The following is a 16,806-nucleotide window of genomic DNA, read 5'->3' on the forward strand; positions in this document are numbered from 1 at the left end:
CTCGACAGGACGCGAGGGGCGGGGCAGGGTGGTAGGCACGATGCCTCCAGAATCCCTCCTGGTTGTCGGTGTGGGAGACATCCATGGCCGCTTCCGCCGTGTAGAGACCTGGCTCGACGCGCTGGCGGAGGCGCGGGGCAGGTCGGTGGACCTGGTGTTGGCCGTGGGGGATGTAGAGGCCTTCCGGCACGCGGACGACCACCGGCGCAAGGCGGCCAAGCGGGCCATGCCCGCGGAGTTCGCCGAATACGCGGATGGCGTCCGGGAGATGAAGCGGCCGCTGTACTTCATCGCCGGCAACAACGAGGACTTCGAGGCCCTGCACGACGCGCCGGAGGGGTTCCAGCTTGCGCCGAACGTGCACTACCTGGGGCGGGCGGGCCTGAAGGAGCTGCACGGGCTGCGGGTGGGCTACCTGTCGGGTATCCACGCGCCGCGCTTCTACGAGCAGCCGTTGAAGCGGCCCCGCTCGCTCGACACGGCGAAACAGGCCGGGTACTTCCGCGCGCCCGAGGTGGAGAAGGTCTCCACGCTTCGGGACGTGGATCTGCTGCTGGTACACGAGTGGCCGAGGGGCCTGCCGCAGCGGGTACAGGAGCGTGAGGTGCCGCCGCCAGGCCGGACGCTGCCGTCATACTGGATTGGCAACCCCATCACCCGGCGGCTGGTGGAGACGTTGCACCCGAAGTGGGTGTTGTGCGGGCACTCGCACCGGGTCTTCGCGGTGTCGTTGGGGGGTGGCAGTGCGAGGCCCCTGACGCGCGTGGCGTGCCTGGATCAGGCGGCGAGGCCCGAGGAGTCGGTGTTCTGGATGGAGTTCCAGGGCCGCGAGGTGGTGTGCGCCGGGTGGGGCATCTCTGGCCAGGTGTCGTGGCGGGCCGGGCAGCAGTGGGGCCTGGGTGTGCTGCCAACGCCCTCGGAGTCTGCGCCCCTGGGGACGGGGTACTGACGGCGGCCAAGCCCGGAGCGAGTCCGCGGCTTACGCCACCGAGGCCAGTACCGGGTCATCTTGGGGGCTCGCGAGCATCTGATCGATCCGGGTGAGCAGGGCCGAAAGCTCACAGGGCTTGGGCAGGAACACCTCACCGTGCGGAACCAGGAGATTCACCTCACTGCTGTGGATGATGAGGGGAATGTTTCGGAGCTGCTCGTGAGCGCGCAGTCTCTGGCAGAGCTCGAGCCCGTTCATTCGAGGCATCGACACGTCCGTGATGATGAGATCCGGCTGAAGCCGCGGAGCGAGTGCCAGTGCTTCCTGTCCATCCGGTGCGCTGGTGATGGAGAAGCCCAGCTGCTCCAGGAGCTCGGTGTAGATCTCAATCAGGTCCGGGTCATCGTCGACCAAAAGGATGCTCTTCATGCGCCCTCGCTTCGAATGAGCAGCCAGGAGGCTGCCCGTCTTACAAATGGATCGGTCCGCGAGATCGCCGATGTGAACGAGAAGCCGTGCGGCACTCGTCAATTCGCACGGAGATGTCTAAATCTCCCTGGTAGGACATCCCTACCTTGCCTGGAGGGGAGGCATGGACTCGAGCGCACGTCAGGTCTTGGAGCAGCGAATCCGTGAGTGCTGCCAGCGCGGAGACATCGAGCAGGCCGTCAAGATGGCTCTGGAAGGCTATGGGCCAGAGTTCCTGCGGCTGCTCGGCTCCATCCTGCACGACCGGGAGCTGGCAAGGGATGCTTACGGTGCCTTCAGTGAGCGCCTGCTGCTCGACCTCCCAGACTTCCGCTGGGAGTGCTCCTTCAGGACCTGGGCCTACCAGGTGGCGAGGCATATTGGCTATCGCATGGCCGCCTCGTCGGCGGCCCGAGAGGAGCCGGTGAGCCATGGCGCCCTCCAAGGGGAGGTGCAGCCCGAGCGGAGTCAGACGAGCCCCTGGCTGCAGACCACGGTCAAGGCTCGTTTCCGAGCCCTCCGTGAGCAGCTCACCCCGCATGAGCAGACCATTCTGATGCTTCGGTTGGATCGCCGGATGTCCTGGCACGACGTGGCGCGGAACCTGGCCTCTCCGGACGAGGCGCTGTCACCTGGGGAGCTCAACCGCAGGGCCGCCGTCCTACGCCAGCAGTTCCAGCGCATCAAGGAGCACCTCCGCGAGCTGGCTCGGGAGGCGGAGCTGTTCTCCTCCCAGACACCCGCCCCCTTCTAGACTCCATACATACCAGCGAGCAGGAGCTGTCTGGTTTCATCTCGTTCTTCTCAAGAAACCGCGGGCCGGGCCTCAGCCCTGCGGACCTGACTGTGGCTGCTGCGAAGTGCCTCCCAGTGCGCCGCGAACTCCTCGACCTTCGCGAGGAGTGCTTCATCCCTCTGGGCCTGCTGGATGAACTCATCCGGTCTGAGGAACTCGGTGGCCCGGAGCGGGGAGGATTCGTGCGGCGAGATTTGATAGGCACAGGTGCTCATCCTGGCCCCGAGCCCTCCGTTCGCATGGAGCATCTGGCTCCCGCTGGAGAGCAGATCCTGCCATCGGCCCATGGGATTGATTCCTTTGATGAAGCGCCCGATGGGGCCGGGAATGAGCTGACGGTAGCGGCGGATCTGGGCCGGGTAGCAATTGCAGGAGAAGGTCAGGTCCGCTCCGAAGTAGGGGAGCCACAGGGCAGGGAGATTGTCCGCGGTGCCTCCGTCCACGAAGTGTCGCGGCGGCAGGAGGGTGGGTCCCCACAGGCCGGGTGCGGAGCTGCTGGCGCGGACCGCCAAGGACACCGGCCCCCGTGTGAAGGCCATGGCCTTGCCGGAGGTGATGTCCGTGGCCACCGGGTGCAGGCGTACCGGCAGTTGATCCAACTGGACCGAGCCCAGGTCCTTCTCGAGGAGGTGCTCGATGGGCAGGGTGGTGAGGATGTTGAGGAGCACGATCAGGCTGACCTGCCCTTCCGTGCACCGCTCCCGGAAGAGCTGCAGTCCGGCTGCTCCGCGCACGCTGTAGTACGCCCCCATCACCGAGCCGATGCTGCTGCCGGTGATGACGTCGATGGGTACCTTCCTGCGCGTCAGCTCCTCGAGGAGGACGTAGTGGTAGAAACCCCAGGCTCCTCCTCCACTCAGGCCGAGGCCCACCCGGCGGTGGGTGACCGCCCGGGCCCACCGGGAGAGCTCTTCCCGTGCCTGACCCTCGAGCTCGTCCGGCTCGGTGTCGCTCCCCTGGAGGACCTCGTGCGGAAGATGTAGCCAGCAGCCGCGCTGATGCAGCAGCAGCTCCTCCGGGCTGTACGCGCCCTCCAGTCCCGCCCGTAAGGGTTTCTGGGACATGGGCATGAGCACGGTGACGAGAGTGTCCTGCCCATTGTCCTGCTCGGGCTGTGACGGCAGCTCGCGAGTGAGTTGGATGGTGAGCGAGTGGGCCGATGGGTGGCGCGCGAGGAGCCGGGCGGAGTCCTCGTCGGCGAAGATGTAGTCGAAGTGGCTGGGATCGAAGGGCAGTCGCTCATCCACCATCCAGACCTGGAGCAGACCTGGGCGCGAGTTCCCCCGGGGTACGACACCCCGGTGGTCGCCCTTTCTCACCAGCAGAACCCTGTCCCCGAAATCGGCGGCGATGGTTCTTGCCAGGAGCTCTGTCAGCGCCGGCAGGTTCAACCCCCTTGGGCCGGTCAGATGGAGCACGTCGAACTGCTCGGGATGCTCGGCGAGGGCGACCTGGAGACGCTCGCCCAGGACGGCGCATCGGGGGATGGCTTGCGCGACCAGGTGATGGACGTCCTCACACCGGACGAAGAGCACCTGCGCCCCATCTGGCGAGCCGCCATACAGGGACAGGGGCGCGGTGGCCTCTTCCAGGCTCTCCTCCACGCCGAAGACGGAGCTTCTTCCCAGGGTGGCAATCACGGTTCCGGAGCGAGACCGCAGCTCCAGCAGCCCATCCAGCACCACCCAGAAACCGGAGAGCTTCTCTCCTTCCTCACAGAGCCGTTCTCCTGGCTGGCATGGCCGGGTCTGGCTCGAGCGCAGCAGTTGCAACAACAACGAGGGGCCAAGACCTGATAGATCCGAGTGATTCAGCGCGGCCAGTGACTTCGAATGGGCCAGCAGCAACTCGCTCACATTCGTCGTGTGGAGCCTCTCTCGGGACGGACGGCGTGCTCGGGTGAATCGCGTCAGGTTCATCAGGTCTCCTCTCTACATACGGAGGGACACGAGATCGTTTTTTGTGAGTGACGCCGCCTCCTCGTATGCAGTCAGAGCACTGGACGCAGGGGATGGCACCCTTCAGCCCGGAGGACTCGGCAGGAATCGAGTCCGTTCTCCGTCAATTCACTGAGAGGGGGTTGGGTTGGAGGGAAGACTGAGATGGCTGGACCTGCCGTGCCGTTGAATTCGCCTTCCGCGGGGAATGAGAGAGGGGGCCCTTCGTCCATTCCTCAGCTCCGTGAGGTGTGCAACCGGTACCGGCTGCTCATGGAGCTGGGACACGGTGGATTTGGGTCCGTCTATCTGGCGAGGGATCGGCTCGACGGTTTGGTAGCCCTCAAGCAGCTCCATCCAGGTCCGTACAGACGAGCCCTTCAACTGGCGCGCGAGTTCGAGCTCCTCGCCTCGTTGAGGCATCCAAACATCATCAGCGTGCTGGACTATGGCTTCGACGGGCAGCGGCGGCCCTATCTGGTTTTGGAGTTCCTCGAGGGCGCCCAGACCATCACCGAAGCAGCCTGGGAGCAGCCGAGGACGGTACAGGCGGAGCTGCTGAACCAGATGCTCCAGGCGCTCCTCTACCTGCACCGGCGCGGCATCATCCACCGCGACCTCAAGCCCGGGAATGTCCTGGTGGTCGATGGGCTGGTCAAGCTGCTCGACTTCGGGTTGGCGATTGGCCCGGAGCAGCGGGCTCGCTCGTTGCGCTCGGGAACACGTGGCTACCTCGCTCCAGAGCTCCTCCGAGGGGAGCCTCCCTCCGTGCTATCGGATCTCTATGCCGTCGGGGTGATTGCCCATGAGCTCTTCTTGGGAAGGCATCCGGACGAGCAGCGAGGGCTCTCCCGCGGAGTAGACGATGAGAGTCTAGAGGCGGACCTCGCCTGGTTCGTCGCTCACTCCCCCACGCAGGAATTCGAGGAGGCGATCGAGATGACTCTTCACCAGGATTCGGACGTCGTGAATGCGCTCGAGCCGGAGTTGGCGAGGTTCCTCCGCAAGCTGCTGGCGTTCGCACCGCAGGAGCGATTCCAGAGCGCCGAGGCGGCGATTGCCGCGCTCTGTGAATCCGTGGGGCAGGCCCTCCCCGTGGAGACGGTCGCCACCCGGGAGAGTTTCCTGCAAGCGGCTCGCTTCATCGGACGGCAGCACGAGCTGTCGCAGTTGGGGCAGGCGCTCGACGCAGCGGAGGGGGAGCACCGGGGGAGTGCGTGGTTGGTGGCTGGAGAGAGCGGCGTGGGCAAGTCCCGCTTGTTGGCCGAGTTCCGCATCCTGGCGCTGGTCCGCGGTGTACCCGTCCTGCGCGGGCAGGCCATCAACCGAGGAGGCAATCCCTATCAGCCCTGGCGGGAGGTGTTGCGGCAACTCGCCCTCCTCTCTGTCCTGGAGGGACGGGAGGCCAGCATCTTCAAGCAGCTCGTGCCGGACATCGGCGCGCTGCTCCAGCGCGAGATTCCGGATCCCGAGCCCCTCGGTGCGGAAATGGCCCACCTTCGCCTGTTCGCCACGGTGGAGGAGGTCTTCAGCCGGCTGCCCTATCCCACGGTGGTCATCTTGGAGGACCTGCAGTGGGCGGACAGCGCCACCCTGTCCTTGCTGTCCCAGCTCGCCAGCTCGGTCTCGAAAACGAAGCTGCTCCTGCTGGCCAGCTACCGGGATGACGAGCGGCCCACGCTGCCCCGGGAGTTGCCCGCCCTCCAGGTGCTGAAGCTGCCGCGGCTCACGTCCGCGGAGATTGCGGCGCTGAGTAAGTCCATGGTGGGGCCGGGCGGGCAGTCACCTCGGGTGCTCTCCCTGCTCGAGCGGGAGACGGAGGGCAATCCCTTCTTCCTCGTTGAGGTGATCCGCGCCCTGGCGGAGCAAAGCGGGATGTTGAACCGCATCGGCCGCGAGCCCCTGCCTGACAGGGCCTTCGTTGGCGGGATGCGCTCCATCGTCCAGCGGCGGCTCGGAAAGGTCCCGCCCGGAGCGCGTGAGCTGCTCCAATTGGCAGCCATCATCGGGCGGGACATTCACGAGGACCTGCTGCGTGCGGCCGACCCCTCGGTGGAGCTGCCCGCATGGCTGGGTGAGTGTGCCGACGCCGCGGTGCTCGAGGTGACCGGAAACCGCTGGCGCTTCGCGCACGACAAGCTGCGGGAAGGTCTGGTGGACAGCCTCTCCCCGGAGCTCACGCGCGCGTTGCACCGTAAGGCCGCGGAGGTGATCAGCGCGGTGCACCGAGACTCGGCGGAGTGGGTGGCCGCACTTGCCCACCATTGGGGGCAGGCGGGTGACGAGGCCCGCGAGGCACACTACTCCGAGCTGGCGGGCGAGCAGGCCATGTCTGTGTATGCCTGCGCGGTGGCCATCCCGTACTTCCAGCGAGCCCTCGCCTTCGCCGAGTCCAGGGGGGAGGGGGCCCTGCGGCTCGGTCAGCTCGAGGGGAGGTTGGCGGAGACCTGGTACCTCGTTGGAGACCTGCAGCAATGCCGCGTCCATGCAGAGCGTGCCTTGCGGCATCTGGGCTGGTCGCTCCCTCGGAGCCAGAGGGGCTGGCGGCTGGGCTTCCCCCTCCAGGTGGTTGAACGGGTTCTCCAGTCCGCCGCCCCTTGGGCCTTCACGGTGAAGTCGCGCGAGGAGCGTCTGAAGCGCCGCGAGGCGGGGCACCTGATGGTGCGGATATGCGAGATGTTCTTCTACCGCCAGGAGTCTGACCCTCTCCTCTGGTCGGGCTTTCGGGTGCTCAACATCCTGGAGCCCAATGGCCCGTCGCCGTGCCTGGCTCGGGGTTACAGCACCATGGCGGTGGTGTTGTGCATCCTGCCGGTGCTGCGTCCGGTGGTCGATTCCTGGTGCACGCGCGCCGTGCAGATGGCCGAGCGTGTGGGGACTCCCGCCGACCTCGCCTTCACGCTGGTGCGTAGCGCCGTCTGCGGGATGGGACTGGCCCGGTGGAGAGAAGTAGAGGTGTGCGGGGAACGGGCCCGGCGGCTCTCGGATGAGGCTCGGGACTTCCGGCAGTCGGAGGAGAGCCGCGCGGTGATGTCGATGGCGGCGCAGTACCAGGGGCGTTTCCGGCGCTGCGTCCAGCTTGCGGATGAGATTGAGACCTCCGCGCGGCGGAGGGGCGCCATGCAGACGCGGCTCTGGGGCGTGCTGGTCGGGGCGGTTGCCCTGGTCCGCTTGGGCCGCTCTGCGGCGCCGCTCCAGGAGCTGGATGTGGAGCTGCCCTGGATGGAAGCCCACGCCGGTGTCTCGGAGAAGGTGGTGATGCAGGGGGTGCTGGCCCTGGCGCGGTTGCGGCGAGGCCAGGAAGCACAAGCACTCGAAGAGGCGAAGCGGGGCCTGGAGCTGCTGCGGGGCATGCGGCCGGTGGCGTACTGGATGTACTCCGGCGTGAGTCAAGTGGCCGAAGTCTACCTGACGGTGTGGGAGCAACGAGGTGGCGGGACTCCGCAGGGCCAGAAGGAACAGGGGCGTGCGGCGCGTGAGGCCTGCAAGGCCATGAGGAAGTTCGCCCGCACCTTTGCCATCGGACAGCCGTTCGCACTGTTGTGCAACGGGCTCGAGGCCTGGCTCTCTGGCCGTCCCGAGGCTGCGATCCGGGCTTGGGGGCGCTGCGTCCAGCGCGCCGTGGCACTGAGAATGCCCTACGAGGAAGGTCGTGGTCGCTTCGAGCTGGGGCGCCACCTTCCCCGCGAGGCTCCGACCCGGCGCGGCCAACTGCTGCGTGCACGAGAGCTCTTCGCTGAGCTCGAGGCCGCCGATGACCTGGCACGGGTCGAGGCCGAGCTGGCCCGATGACCTGCACGGTGCCAGTGGGTGACGTCGAGGTGCTGGCCTGTCCCGCCTGCTTGGGGAGGCTCGCGTGGGAGGGGAGGGCGAGTGGAGGGCTGCTGGAGGAGGGCTGGCTGTTCTGCTCGGAGTGCGGCTCCTGCTGGCAGGTGGTGGAGGGCATGCCCCGGCTACTTCGGGAGCAGGAGGTTCGTGGAAAGGATCGCCTCCTGCGCGCCATCTATGACGGGCTTCCCTCGCTGCATGATCCGCTCACCACCCTCCTGACGCCCCTGCTGCAAGGCCGCTCGGAGGCGGAGCTCCGCGAGCGTTATGTGTCCCGGTTCGAGCTGGACGCCTTGGTGCCGTGCTCCCAGGGGCGACCCTTGCGCATCCTGGAGGTGGGGATAGGGGCTGGCGCCAATCTTCCGCTCCTCGCCCGGGCCTTGCCTCCCGGGCTCGAGGTGGAGGTGTGGGGGGTGGATCTCAGTACAGGCATGCTCGGGTGTTGCCGCGAGCGCCTGGCTCGGGAGGGCCACCAGGGGGTGCGCCTGCTCCTGGCGGATGCTCATTCCCTGCCGTTCGCGGACCACAGCTTCGACCGGGTGTTCGAGATCGGTGGAATCAACGGCTACCGGAATCCGGAGCGTGCGCTCGCGGAGATGGCTCGGGTGGCCCGTCCTGGCACTCCGCTGGTGGTGGTGGACGAGCAGCTCGACGCGGAGGCGCGCTCCCTCCGGGACAGGGTGGCCTTCCGGATGCTCACCTTCTACACGCGGGAGCCCCACTGCCCGCGGGAGCTGCTACCTCCGGCGGCGGTGGACATCGTCGAGGAGCAGCTCAGCCGCTTCTACTTCTGTCTCTCTTTCCGGATGCCGCCGGAGGCTCCGGTCACCTGACCTACCTGGTAGAGGATGGCCCCGTAGGAGACGCCTGCCCCCACTCCGAGCATGAGGAGCCGGTCACCCGAGCGAACGGGGCGGGTGCGCAGGAGGCGATCGAGGCTGAAGGGGATGGAGGCCGCCGCCACGCTGCCAATCTGTTCCACCACTGGCACGATCCTGGCCGGCTCGATGTCGTACCGCTCGATGATGCCGAGGAGCATGGCTCCGTTGGGCTGGTGCGGCAGCACCCACTCGATGTCGCCGAGCTGGACGCCAGAGCGCTCCAACACCTGGGAGGTGGCGCGGTCCAGGGCTTCGAAGACCACGCGGAGCATGTCGCTGGGGATGGTGTGGAACCGGACGCCCTCCACGCGCCCGGTGCGCAGGGGATGTTCGAGCACCGTGTCGGGAGGCTGGCTGCCATCGTTCCCGAACGCCGCCGCGAGGACTCCCTCACCAGGCCGTGGTCCAGGCCCCAACACCGTGGCCGAAGCTACGTCTCCGAAGATGAGATAGGGGCGCGGCTCGGTGGGGGAGATGGCCCTCGAGTTGTACTCCACCGTGACGATGCCGACGGGCCCCAGCCCGGTCGCCACCGAGCGCGCGGCGACATCGAAGGCGGACAGGAAGCCCATGCAGGCGTTGTTGAGGTCGAACGCGTCACACGAGCCGGACAATCCAAGCGCGGCGGCCACCCGGTTCGCGGTGGCGGGCACGAGGGTGTCTCCGCCAGTAGAGGAGACGAAGAGGATGCGGCGGAGCTCGGTCGCGGCCAGCCCGGCCTGCTCCAGGGCGAGGCGGAGGGCCTGGGCTCCGAGGTCGGCCATGCACATGCCGGGTGGGGCCCAGTGGCGAGTGCGGATCCCCGTCTTCTGCTCCAGCGTTTGGGGATCTCGCCCCACTTCCCGCGCCAACTCCGCCGTGGTGACCGCTCGCTCCGGGAGCACGCTGGCCGTGCCCAGGATGCGCACCGGAAGCATCACGTTTCCGCGTGGGCTCGCCTGATCCGCTGCCCTCATGGCTGTCCTCCAGGAGGAACAGCATGATGCCTCGCGCCCCTCTCCATCAGCTCCAGGGAAGGGCGGTGTGACCTTTTGACCAGACCTGGTGTCCGAACTCGTGAGTTCCCCCGTGTAACAGTCCGACGAAGACAATTGCGTCCAGCAGGACCACGGTCAGCCTGAGCCTCCTCCGGCGGGTGAGCTCCCGGGTGGGTCGTCTCGGAAAAGGGAAATCTCCTGTGTCGCGGGATCAAGGCGGGTAGGCTGCCGGCATGCAGAAGCGCGGCGACAGACTCCCCATGACGGCGGCTCTCTCCTCCATGCTGGTGACACTCGCTCTCTTCGGGCTGGGGAGCGTTCTGTGGATCCTCTGGCTGTTCGGTGGGGAGGCACTGCGCACCTGGCAGGAGATGGGGTGGTGGGCGCCCGTGGTAGTGCTGGTCACGGGCGTATCGCTGATGGCCAGCCTGGGCGCCCTGGTGCTGCGCGGGTGGAAGTCCCGGCTGCCGGCGGCGGTGTTCCTCGCACTCGGCCTCGCGCCGTGGCTGGTGGGCACGCTCGGCGCGCGCTGGGGCGTGCGCTCGTGCTTCGAGGCCATCGCGAACGTCAACTTCACGGATAGGATCACCATCCTCGGCAACGGCTTCAGCGAGGCCCTCGCCTCGTACCTCTTCGGGGGCGGCCTCTCGGTGGCGCTGCTGCTGGGCCTCGCGGCGGGGCTGGGCACCGCGGCGCTCGTCGTCGCTTCCGGTCGGCGAGCCTCGGAGGAGCCTTCCATCGAGCCAGGGGGACCGGCCTCGGCGGCCCTGCTCAGCCTCGCGGCCGCGCTGGCCGTGGGCGCCCTCCTCCCGTCCGTGTTCTTCCTTCGCAACGGCTTCAACGTCCTCGCCAACGCCAGGCTGCTGGATCGGGAGCCGCTGCTCATCCAGACCGTGACCTCGCTGGGCGCGGCGCGGCAGTTCTCTCGGGTGGCGCTCGGGGTCTCGCTCGTGCTGGCGGTGGGGACTGCGCTGTGGGCCCGGCGGCGCCCGGGCATGGGGTTGGGGCGGGCCGTGGCGGCGGGGTTGTGCGTCGTGCCCGCCTTCGCGCTCCATGCGCTCACATTCCAGAACATGGAGCACATGGCCCGGGTGGCGGCGGCGACGCCGTGGGCGTCGGCTGGGGACTTCCAGCCCGTGTCCGTGTCGAACCTCCTCTCCTCCCGCCAGGCGCCGGATGCCCTCGTCACGCTCACGCACCTGAAGCCCCCTGAGGGGGCGCCGCGCCAGGACGTCCCTCTGGAGGGGGCGCTGGCACCGGCCCTGAGGGCGTCGCTGAACGAGTGGCAGCTCGAAGTCGCGGAGGTGGAGGACGCGATTGAGCGGAAGAGGCTGATCCTCCATCCCACACTGTCGCTCGCGGTGGACGGCCGGCTCGACGGCGCGAAGCTGCGCGGGCTGGTGGAGGCGGCGCTGCCGGCCGGGGTGCGCTCGATCATCCTCGTGGGGCAGACGCCGTCCTCTCCGAATAGCGCCCTTCTGGAGAGTGAGCCGCTGATGGGGCTCTTCACCCGCGAGATGCTGGCCACGGAGCCCATTGCGCTCCTGTCCGCGCTGCCCCAGGGCGAACCCATGGAGGGAGGTTGGGACGCGCGCCTGGACGCCAACGTGCTGACGCTGACGCCGCGCCCCGGCTCCAGCGAGGAGCCGCTGACGGTGGACCTCTCCCAGCCCCAGCCAGACTTCGACCCCGAGGACGTAGGGGATCGGTCGGTGCCGATCTACCTGCCCATGGGAGAGGCGCTGACCGCCGAGCGGCTGGTGCGCATCTCCGAGGTGCTCTCCGGCCGACGTACCGGCCGGCGGGTGCTGCTGCTGGTGCTCCTCACGGAGCCCCTATTAGAGGACGCCGCGCCAGTGGCGGACGACGGCCCGCGGTAGCTGCGGGGATGCACGCCGCCTCGAATCTACCGAGGCGCCTGGTTACCAGCGGTGCCAGGTGAAGAGGCAGTCGATGAGCTGGGCCTGGCCGAGCCCGTGATTGGCTGAGCGCGGAACGAGGTCCGGCACGGGGGTGAAGAGGGTGTCGTTGGGCAGGCGGGTGAAGCCGAAGGTGGACTCGATGAGCCCGGCGAGCTTCGCCTCGTGCGCTTGGAACTCGGGGGGGAACGGGGGAAACCGCAGCCAGTAGTCCGCTCCGGGCAGGCTCTTGTCCGTGTGAGAGGCGTAGAGGGCATACACTGGGGCGAGCTGGCTCAGCAGGCACACGATGCCGTCGTAGCGGGGGGCTCCTGTTACGAATCCCGGGAGAGAGACGCGGACGCTGTAACAGGGGTCATGGTAGGGGATGGTCGTGTCCCAGATATGGCAGTCGGGGAACTCCTTGAGGAGCCGTTGGGTGAAGCCCTTCCAGGCTAGTGAAGGCTGCACGTTGGCGTGGATGAGCGTGGTGAGGTGTTGGCCTTCTTCTGACGCATCGTATCGAGGATCGTCGTTGCGGAGGCCGGCCGGGTAGTAGCGGTGGACGAGCTTGACGAGCGCCTCGGTGAACGGTTCCGGCTTCATGAGTCCTAATCAACGTCTAAACTCCAAGTACCCTCGCTCCAATACTTCAACACCTGGGATGCCTCGAAGGGAATCATGCCCTTGCTCTTCGCTGCTTCCTCCAAAACAGGCAATGCCTGTGTCGGCCGTTCTGAAAGCAAATAGATCGCTGCCTTTACGCGTACATCCATACGCGGATGCTTGAGAAGGATCATCAGCGCATCCCGCCCGGCGTCGCCGTGATTGCGCAAATTCTTGTAGGCAGCAACGTAACGCTTGGCGTGCTTATTCCCCGTCCTTGCATCCCCATTCCAGATCGCATCAGTCTGCGCCGACACGTTTTGGGCAAACTCTTCTGCCAACTCCTCTAGATTCATCCCCACACTCCATCCCTGATGTTCTCTATGGCCCGTAGCCCAAACTCACGTTGGGCCTCGTATGACTGGGTGCTGAGCCACTGTCTCACGGTTAGGCTCGACGACCTGGTAATGCCATCACGGATTGATGAATAGAAAGCGCTGATGCGGTCGTGCAAGTCCTTGTCGAGCGCAACGACATTCTCGGTGTTGTTGATCGCCTCGGGCCCGAACCTCTTTGCATTTCGCTTCTCGACTATGTGGTGCCAATCTTTTCCTTCGCCTGCCTTCCCCATGTAACGCTTGAAGGCCCTGAACGACTTAAAGGCACGATGACCATTGGGGAGAAGTCTGCCGCCCTTTGGAGCCTCACTAGCCTTGAGCGCGGAGCGCTCGCCGCCTCCGTTCCGCGCAGTCATGGACACAGCGTTGACTGGCAGGACAATGCGGATTGTGCCTTCATTAACGGAAACAATGACCCGCTCGGCCCCGGTTGCCGCATCCATCAGGCGAAGCCCGGTGTTTGCCTCGACCGTGCGCGAGGCTTGTCCGAAGCCCGGTAGCTTCGGCCCTTTCGACATGAGCGCCGCCGTTTCACCTATCGCCGCCGTCGCCACCATGACGAGAATTCGCACGCTATTGGGGCCGATGACTCTTCCGAACCTCTCGCCCACCTCCCGCAGCTCCGCAAAGGTAGAGGCTCGCTGCGCGTCTTCGTAAAGCTGCGCATAGGCCCGCAGCAAGGTGAAAAACTCCCATCCGAGATAGCCCCACATGAGCACGGAAAACGCGAGCGCGGCGCCTTTCGTGACGGGCTCGGGCGCAAGCAAGAGCGCCATGTAGGCCGTAATGGTGAAGCTGAGAGTAGTCAACACCCGCGTAGGGTTGAGCATGGCCCGCACTTCCGCATCCACGCCTTCCAGGGCAGGCCCAACCGCCAGGGCAAGGGCAATGCTGCGTTTGTCATTGGCTTGCAGGTCGGGTCCGTCATCAAAAAGTGTCAGGCAATCGCCCAGGGTGCCGCGCCGCTCGCAAAACCGACCGTAGGATTGCGCCAGATCTGATTGCCACGCTTCGCCACTCAAAGGCGCTGACGCTAGCGCCAGCTTCCGGCCAATATACAACGGGGGGCATGAGGTGGACACCCGCAGCGGGACTTGGAGCCAAAACGTTGTTAGGGCGGCCGTAAGTTCGAAGTCACTGACCTGCACCGGCTGAAAGTCCGTGGGCAGGTTCGCAAAGACGGCCTCGCCCCCGCTCGTGTCTTTGTCGTCAGCTTCCGCTTCCAGTGCCCACGTTTCGGGTGAGTCGTCCGGCTCGGGTGGGCGGTAGCGGTACGCTGGGCCCCCGCCCATAGGGGTCCCCGTGGCGCACGCAGTAACCAGCATCAACCCCGCAAGGGCCAGCGCCCCCACGCGCAAGGGCCGCCGTGTGTCCATGGGGCGCGAATTGGCGGAATGCTTAGACATTGCCGCACCTTTCCGGGCGAGTCGCCCAAACTGGAAGCCCAAACCCGAAGATTACAGAGAGTGGCTGACAGCGAGGTCAAGCCGTCGGGTCTGGTGGAGTGCTGAAATCCCATCGGCAAGGTTGGGTTTCCCTCGGGCGGTATGGGGCGGCTCCATGAACTGTGCCTTGCCGAGTCCATAATTGGCCGAGCGCGGAACGAGGTCCGGCACGGAGGTGAAGAGGGTGTCGTTGGACAGGCGGGTGAAACCGAAGGTGGACTCAATGAGCCCGGCGAGCTTCGCCTCGTGCGCTTGGAGGAAGGCTCCCCGCTCCCAGGGCCTTCCAGGGCCTCTCTGGAGGAGAGACCGATAGAGCATCCCCGCGCTCTATCGGTCCACCTTCGTTTCTGGGTCGGCTCAGCGCGTGCGGTGGTTCACCGGAACGAGTTCACGATGTAGAGCCCCGCGCTGGAGAATTCGAGAATGGCCGTTCCCGGCTTAGACTCGGGCTTCTTCTTGAGCTGACCGCGTGCGAGCCGAGCCACAGCGCAAATCGGAATCGGCTCTTCGTCCGGTGGATGCGCCTCGTTATACCGGATGACGACCTGGGGGCCACCTGTCCAGACCCGTCCATAGAGACGGGTTACTGCCGGAAGAGTCCCGAGGGGGCTGTTCAACATGCTCTCCACGGGACCGTCGTACAGCGTGATGGGGCTGGTGTCGGTCTGGTTCACATCCAGTTCGACATCCGAAGAGTCCCCGACGCTCAAGCCAAGACGCCGCATGGCTTCGAGCGCCTTTTCCGGGCACGTTTCCGGTCCGGGGCTGCCGTCCGGGCGAAGGGAGAGGCCCCCAATCGTCGTGCAACTGGAGGACACGAAAAATAGCAGTACAGAGGCAGGAAGCAGTAAGCGCACGGGAGCCATGAGGGGCGGGATCTACTAACGCAGTAGCTGTTGATCCAGATGAACCCATGCCTGCCGCAGACCGTCTCCTTGTCGGAAGAGTTCTAGAACCAGCCGGTCGGGGCCAGTCTTCGAGTCAAAGGCGCTCGCGTCCAGGACGACGGCGATCTGCCCACTCTGCCCACCTGGCCCCCAATACTCCTGGGAAGCACGCAGCGCAAACGGTCGTTCCTCTCGCCCGTCATCCGTGATCAAGCGGGCCTCCATCAGACTCCAAGGCTCGGTCGGGCTGTTGTTCTTCACCTTGAAGACCACCGCCGCTTTGTCCCGGTTCCTGCTGGCCAACACGGAGACGCGGAATTCCACCCCCGTGGGGCTCTTGAATAGCGCCGCGTACCGCTCCCGAAACGGCGTCTGTTTCGCGGCCCCCTTCGCCAGGAGCCTGGCAAGAGCGTGATTGACTGAGTCCTCTTTGCGGTAACGCTCGACTTCCTCTCTGAGCTGATCCTCCATCCGCAGCGAATCGTACAGGGATGCAAGCACCGCTTTCGGGGCCTCGTGGTCACGGAACACATTGACCTGTTGATCTCCCGTCCGGTCGTCGGTGGTCTTCTGCCGTGATGTCACGGTGAAGGGCAGTTCCGTTCCATCCGCGAGCGTTACCAGCAGCATGAGCCGGTCTTCGGGCTCAAGATCACGGAGGGGTTCAATAAGCACCCGTTTCCCGACACACTCCACTGGCTCGAAGCGACCTTCCCAGGCCAGCATCTTGGTCCGCGCTGAATCGCAGGGCTGCTCCAAGCGGAGGACGGTCACGATACCGCCGACGACGTACACGTCAGGCGCCTCTCGGCTCGTATGGTCCGAGAGGTAGATGTTCCGTTCATTAGGCTCGCGTTCCTTGGCCCCAGCCACAGATGCCACGAGGACGAGAAGCAGGGTAGACCGGCGAAGTAGGATATTCCACATAGCGCGGCACAACTTATCAGAACGGGTCGAAGGCGACCAGCCGAGCACGCTCTGACCCGTTCTGCTGCTCCTTGGTCGATGGAGGGCATCCCAGCAGATGGGCACGGTTGATGACCCACAAAGCAGGGGAAGGAGTTAGTGCCTCCCGTAGGAGAAGGGGAAAGAAACGCTATTTATAGTAGCAGAGGGATGCTGGAGCATTCCTTCTAGTTCCCCTCCAGAGCCCCTAGTGAGTTCATAGGGCATCATCCCGAGTCCCTGACCGGCCTACCCCCTCCCTTCCCCCCTTTGTGGGGTGGGCATGGTGAGGCCGGTTTTTGTTCCCCAGGGGGAGCCTTGAAGGGCACCCCCTAGAGATCGCGCACGGGGCACCGGAAGGGACGCACGGGAATGCCCCTAAAAGCCCCGGAAGGGCCGACTCGCTACCGTCGCATTCACCAGGGACCACCGGCCCTGTCCGCCGACTTGTTGACGTAAAGTCTTTGGCGTGAACTTTAGAGAGTCGCCTTTTTCCAAGGAGGCGACACGTGAAGAAGACCCCCAAGAAGAAGACCCCCAGCAGGAACCTGCGGCCCGTAGTCCTGGTGATTCTCGCGGTGCTCGCGGGTGGAATCGCCGTCCGTTTCGAGCAGGCCGGAACGCGTTTCGAACTTCAGGTCGGCAAGAGCAATTAGAGCGCGGGCAGCTATGTGGATGGTACGGGGGCTTACTCACGCGGGTATCGCCCCCACCGTCCCATTCCGAGCAAGGCCCACAGGAGCCCTGGATGGGCCGACCCACTTACCCCACGGGGCCCCGAAAGAGGCCCAGCGGGGCGCCTGGAGGCC

15 protein-coding genes are annotated in these 16,806 nt (G+C 65.9%); 6 read left to right on the forward strand and 9 right to left on the reverse strand.

All coding sequences use genetic code 11. The features are described 5' to 3' along the window. The first annotated feature begins 40 nt into the window (after positions 1–40). Complete coding sequence (locus tag OV287_RS18770) at positions 41–949, forward strand: metallophosphoesterase family protein (protein WP_267535407.1); 909 nt, start codon at positions 41–43, stop codon at positions 947–949. 30 nt (positions 950–979) lie between these two features. On the opposite strand, the gene OV287_RS18775 is transcribed toward OV287_RS18770, so the two are convergent. Continuing rightward, positions 980–1,360, reverse strand: coding sequence for a response regulator (locus OV287_RS18775; protein ID WP_267535408.1), 381 nt, complete (start codon positions 1,358–1,360; stop codon positions 980–982). Between the two features lie 163 nt (positions 1,361–1,523). Between OV287_RS18775 and OV287_RS18780 the strand changes: the two genes are divergently transcribed. After that, a complete protein-coding gene (locus OV287_RS18780) occupies positions 1,524–2,153 on the forward strand; it encodes an RNA polymerase sigma factor (protein ID WP_267535409.1) in 630 nt (209 codons plus the stop codon). Positions 2,154–2,203: 50 nt separating this feature from the next. On the opposite strand, the gene OV287_RS18785 is transcribed toward OV287_RS18780, so the two are convergent. Beyond that, on the reverse strand, positions 2,204–4,114 hold the full coding sequence (locus tag OV287_RS18785) for a patatin-like phospholipase family protein (RefSeq protein ID WP_267535410.1): 1,911 nt from the start codon (positions 4,112–4,114) through the stop codon (positions 2,204–2,206). 291 nt (positions 4,115–4,405) lie between these two features. On the opposite strand from OV287_RS18785, the gene OV287_RS18790 reads away from it, so the two are divergent. Continuing rightward, positions 4,406–7,924 (forward strand): serine/threonine-protein kinase, encoded by a 3,519-nt coding sequence (locus tag OV287_RS18790; RefSeq protein ID WP_267535411.1) that lies wholly within the window; start codon positions 4,406–4,408, stop codon positions 7,922–7,924. Next, positions 7,921–8,793 (forward strand): methyltransferase domain-containing protein, encoded by an 873-nt coding sequence (locus tag OV287_RS18795; protein ID WP_267535412.1) that lies wholly within the window; start codon positions 7,921–7,923, stop codon positions 8,791–8,793. The genes OV287_RS18790 and OV287_RS18795 overlap by 4 nt, the downstream gene beginning before the upstream one ends. On the opposite strand, the gene OV287_RS18800 is transcribed toward OV287_RS18795, so the two are convergent. Beyond that, on the reverse strand, positions 8,745–9,758 hold the full coding sequence (locus OV287_RS18800; RefSeq protein ID WP_267542371.1) for a 3-oxoacyl-ACP synthase III family protein: 1,014 nt from the start codon (positions 9,756–9,758) through the stop codon (positions 8,745–8,747). The two genes, OV287_RS18795 and OV287_RS18800, sit on opposite strands and share 49 nt — an antisense overlap. A gap of 293 nt (positions 9,759–10,051) precedes the next feature. On the opposite strand from OV287_RS18800, the gene OV287_RS18805 reads away from it, so the two are divergent. Beyond that, positions 10,052–11,698, forward strand: coding sequence for a hypothetical protein (locus OV287_RS18805; protein ID WP_267535413.1), 1,647 nt, complete (start codon positions 10,052–10,054; stop codon positions 11,696–11,698). Positions 11,699–11,740: 42 nt separating this feature from the next. On the opposite strand, the gene OV287_RS18810 is transcribed toward OV287_RS18805, so the two are convergent. From OV287_RS18810 to OV287_RS18835, 6 genes are read right to left on the reverse strand one after another with little or no spacing between them, the layout of a single operon-like run. After that, the gene (locus tag OV287_RS18810; RefSeq protein WP_267535414.1) at positions 11,741–12,322 is read right to left on the reverse strand and encodes a hypothetical protein; all 582 of its coding nucleotides are present in this window, start codon (positions 12,320–12,322) and stop codon (positions 11,741–11,743) included. 5 nt (positions 12,323–12,327) lie between these two features. Then, positions 12,328–12,678 (reverse strand): DUF2019 domain-containing protein, encoded by a 351-nt coding sequence (locus tag OV287_RS18815; RefSeq protein ID WP_267535415.1) that lies wholly within the window; start codon positions 12,676–12,678, stop codon positions 12,328–12,330. Next, a complete protein-coding gene (gene sitA5, locus OV287_RS18820; RefSeq protein ID WP_444546332.1) occupies positions 12,675–14,126 on the reverse strand; it encodes a SitA5 family polymorphic toxin in 1,452 nt (483 codons plus the stop codon). Before sitA5 ends, OV287_RS18815 begins: the two co-directional genes overlap by 4 nt. 51 nt (positions 14,127–14,177) lie before the next feature. Beyond that, positions 14,178–14,483 carry a hypothetical protein gene (locus OV287_RS18825; RefSeq protein WP_267535417.1) on the reverse strand — a complete coding sequence of 102 codons (306 nt, stop codon included), beginning with the start codon at positions 14,481–14,483 and terminating at the stop codon, positions 14,178–14,180. Positions 14,484–14,539: 56 nt separating this feature from the next. After that, entirely contained in the window at positions 14,540–15,031 is a 492-nt protein-coding gene (locus OV287_RS18830; protein ID WP_267535418.1) for a serine/threonine protein kinase, read from the reverse strand. Between the two features lie 15 nt (positions 15,032–15,046). Beyond that, positions 15,047–15,979, reverse strand: a complete 933-nt coding sequence (locus tag OV287_RS18835) for a DUF2381 family protein (protein WP_267535419.1) — start codon at positions 15,977–15,979, stop codon at positions 15,047–15,049. Between the two features lie 527 nt (positions 15,980–16,506). On the opposite strand from OV287_RS18835, the gene OV287_RS18840 reads away from it, so the two are divergent. Continuing rightward, entirely contained in the window at positions 16,507–16,653 is a 147-nt protein-coding gene (locus OV287_RS18840; protein WP_267535420.1) for a hypothetical protein, read from the forward strand. Positions 16,654–16,806: the final 153 nt, after the last annotated feature.

It is taken from the genome of Archangium lansingense, from assembly GCF_026626635.1.
In the GTDB taxonomy this organism is placed as follows: Bacteria; Myxococcota; Myxococcia; order Myxococcales; family Myxococcaceae; genus Archangium; species Archangium lansingense.

Coding starts and splice junctions, on each gene's coding strand:
- OV287_RS18770 (WP_267535407.1), top strand. CDS start 41: ATGCCTCCAGAATCCCTCCTGGTTGTCGGTGTGGGAGACATCCATGGC.
- OV287_RS18775 (WP_267535408.1), bottom strand. CDS start 1,360: ATGAAGAGCATCCTTTTGGTCGACGATGACCCGGACCTGATTGAGATC.
- OV287_RS18780 (WP_267535409.1), top strand. CDS start 1,524: ATGGACTCGAGCGCACGTCAGGTCTTGGAGCAGCGAATCCGTGAGTGC.
- OV287_RS18785 (WP_267535410.1), bottom strand. CDS start 4,114: ATGAACCTGACGCGATTCACCCGAGCACGCCGTCCGTCCCGAGAGAGG.
- OV287_RS18790 (WP_267535411.1), top strand. CDS start 4,406: ATGGAGCTGGGACACGGTGGATTTGGGTCCGTCTATCTGGCGAGGGAT.
- OV287_RS18795 (WP_267535412.1), top strand. CDS start 7,921: ATGACCTGCACGGTGCCAGTGGGTGACGTCGAGGTGCTGGCCTGTCCC.
- OV287_RS18800 (WP_267542371.1), bottom strand. CDS start 9,758: ATGCTTCCGGTGCGCATCCTGGGCACGGCCAGCGTGCTCCCGGAGCGA.
- OV287_RS18805 (WP_267535413.1), top strand. CDS start 10,052: ATGCAGAAGCGCGGCGACAGACTCCCCATGACGGCGGCTCTCTCCTCC.
- OV287_RS18810 (WP_267535414.1), bottom strand. CDS start 12,322: ATGAAGCCGGAACCGTTCACCGAGGCGCTCGTCAAGCTCGTCCACCGC.
- OV287_RS18815 (WP_267535415.1), bottom strand. CDS start 12,678: ATGAATCTAGAGGAGTTGGCAGAAGAGTTTGCCCAAAACGTGTCGGCG.
- sitA5 (WP_444546332.1), bottom strand. CDS start 14,126: ATGTCTAAGCATTCCGCCAATTCGCGCCCCATGGACACACGGCGGCCC.
- OV287_RS18825 (WP_267535417.1), bottom strand. CDS start 14,483: ATGCTCTATCGGTCTCTCCTCCAGAGAGGCCCTGGAAGGCCCTGGGAG.
- OV287_RS18830 (WP_267535418.1), bottom strand. CDS start 15,031: ATGGCTCCCGTGCGCTTACTGCTTCCTGCCTCTGTACTGCTATTTTTC.
- OV287_RS18835 (WP_267535419.1), bottom strand. CDS start 15,979: ATGTGGAATATCCTACTTCGCCGGTCTACCCTGCTTCTCGTCCTCGTG.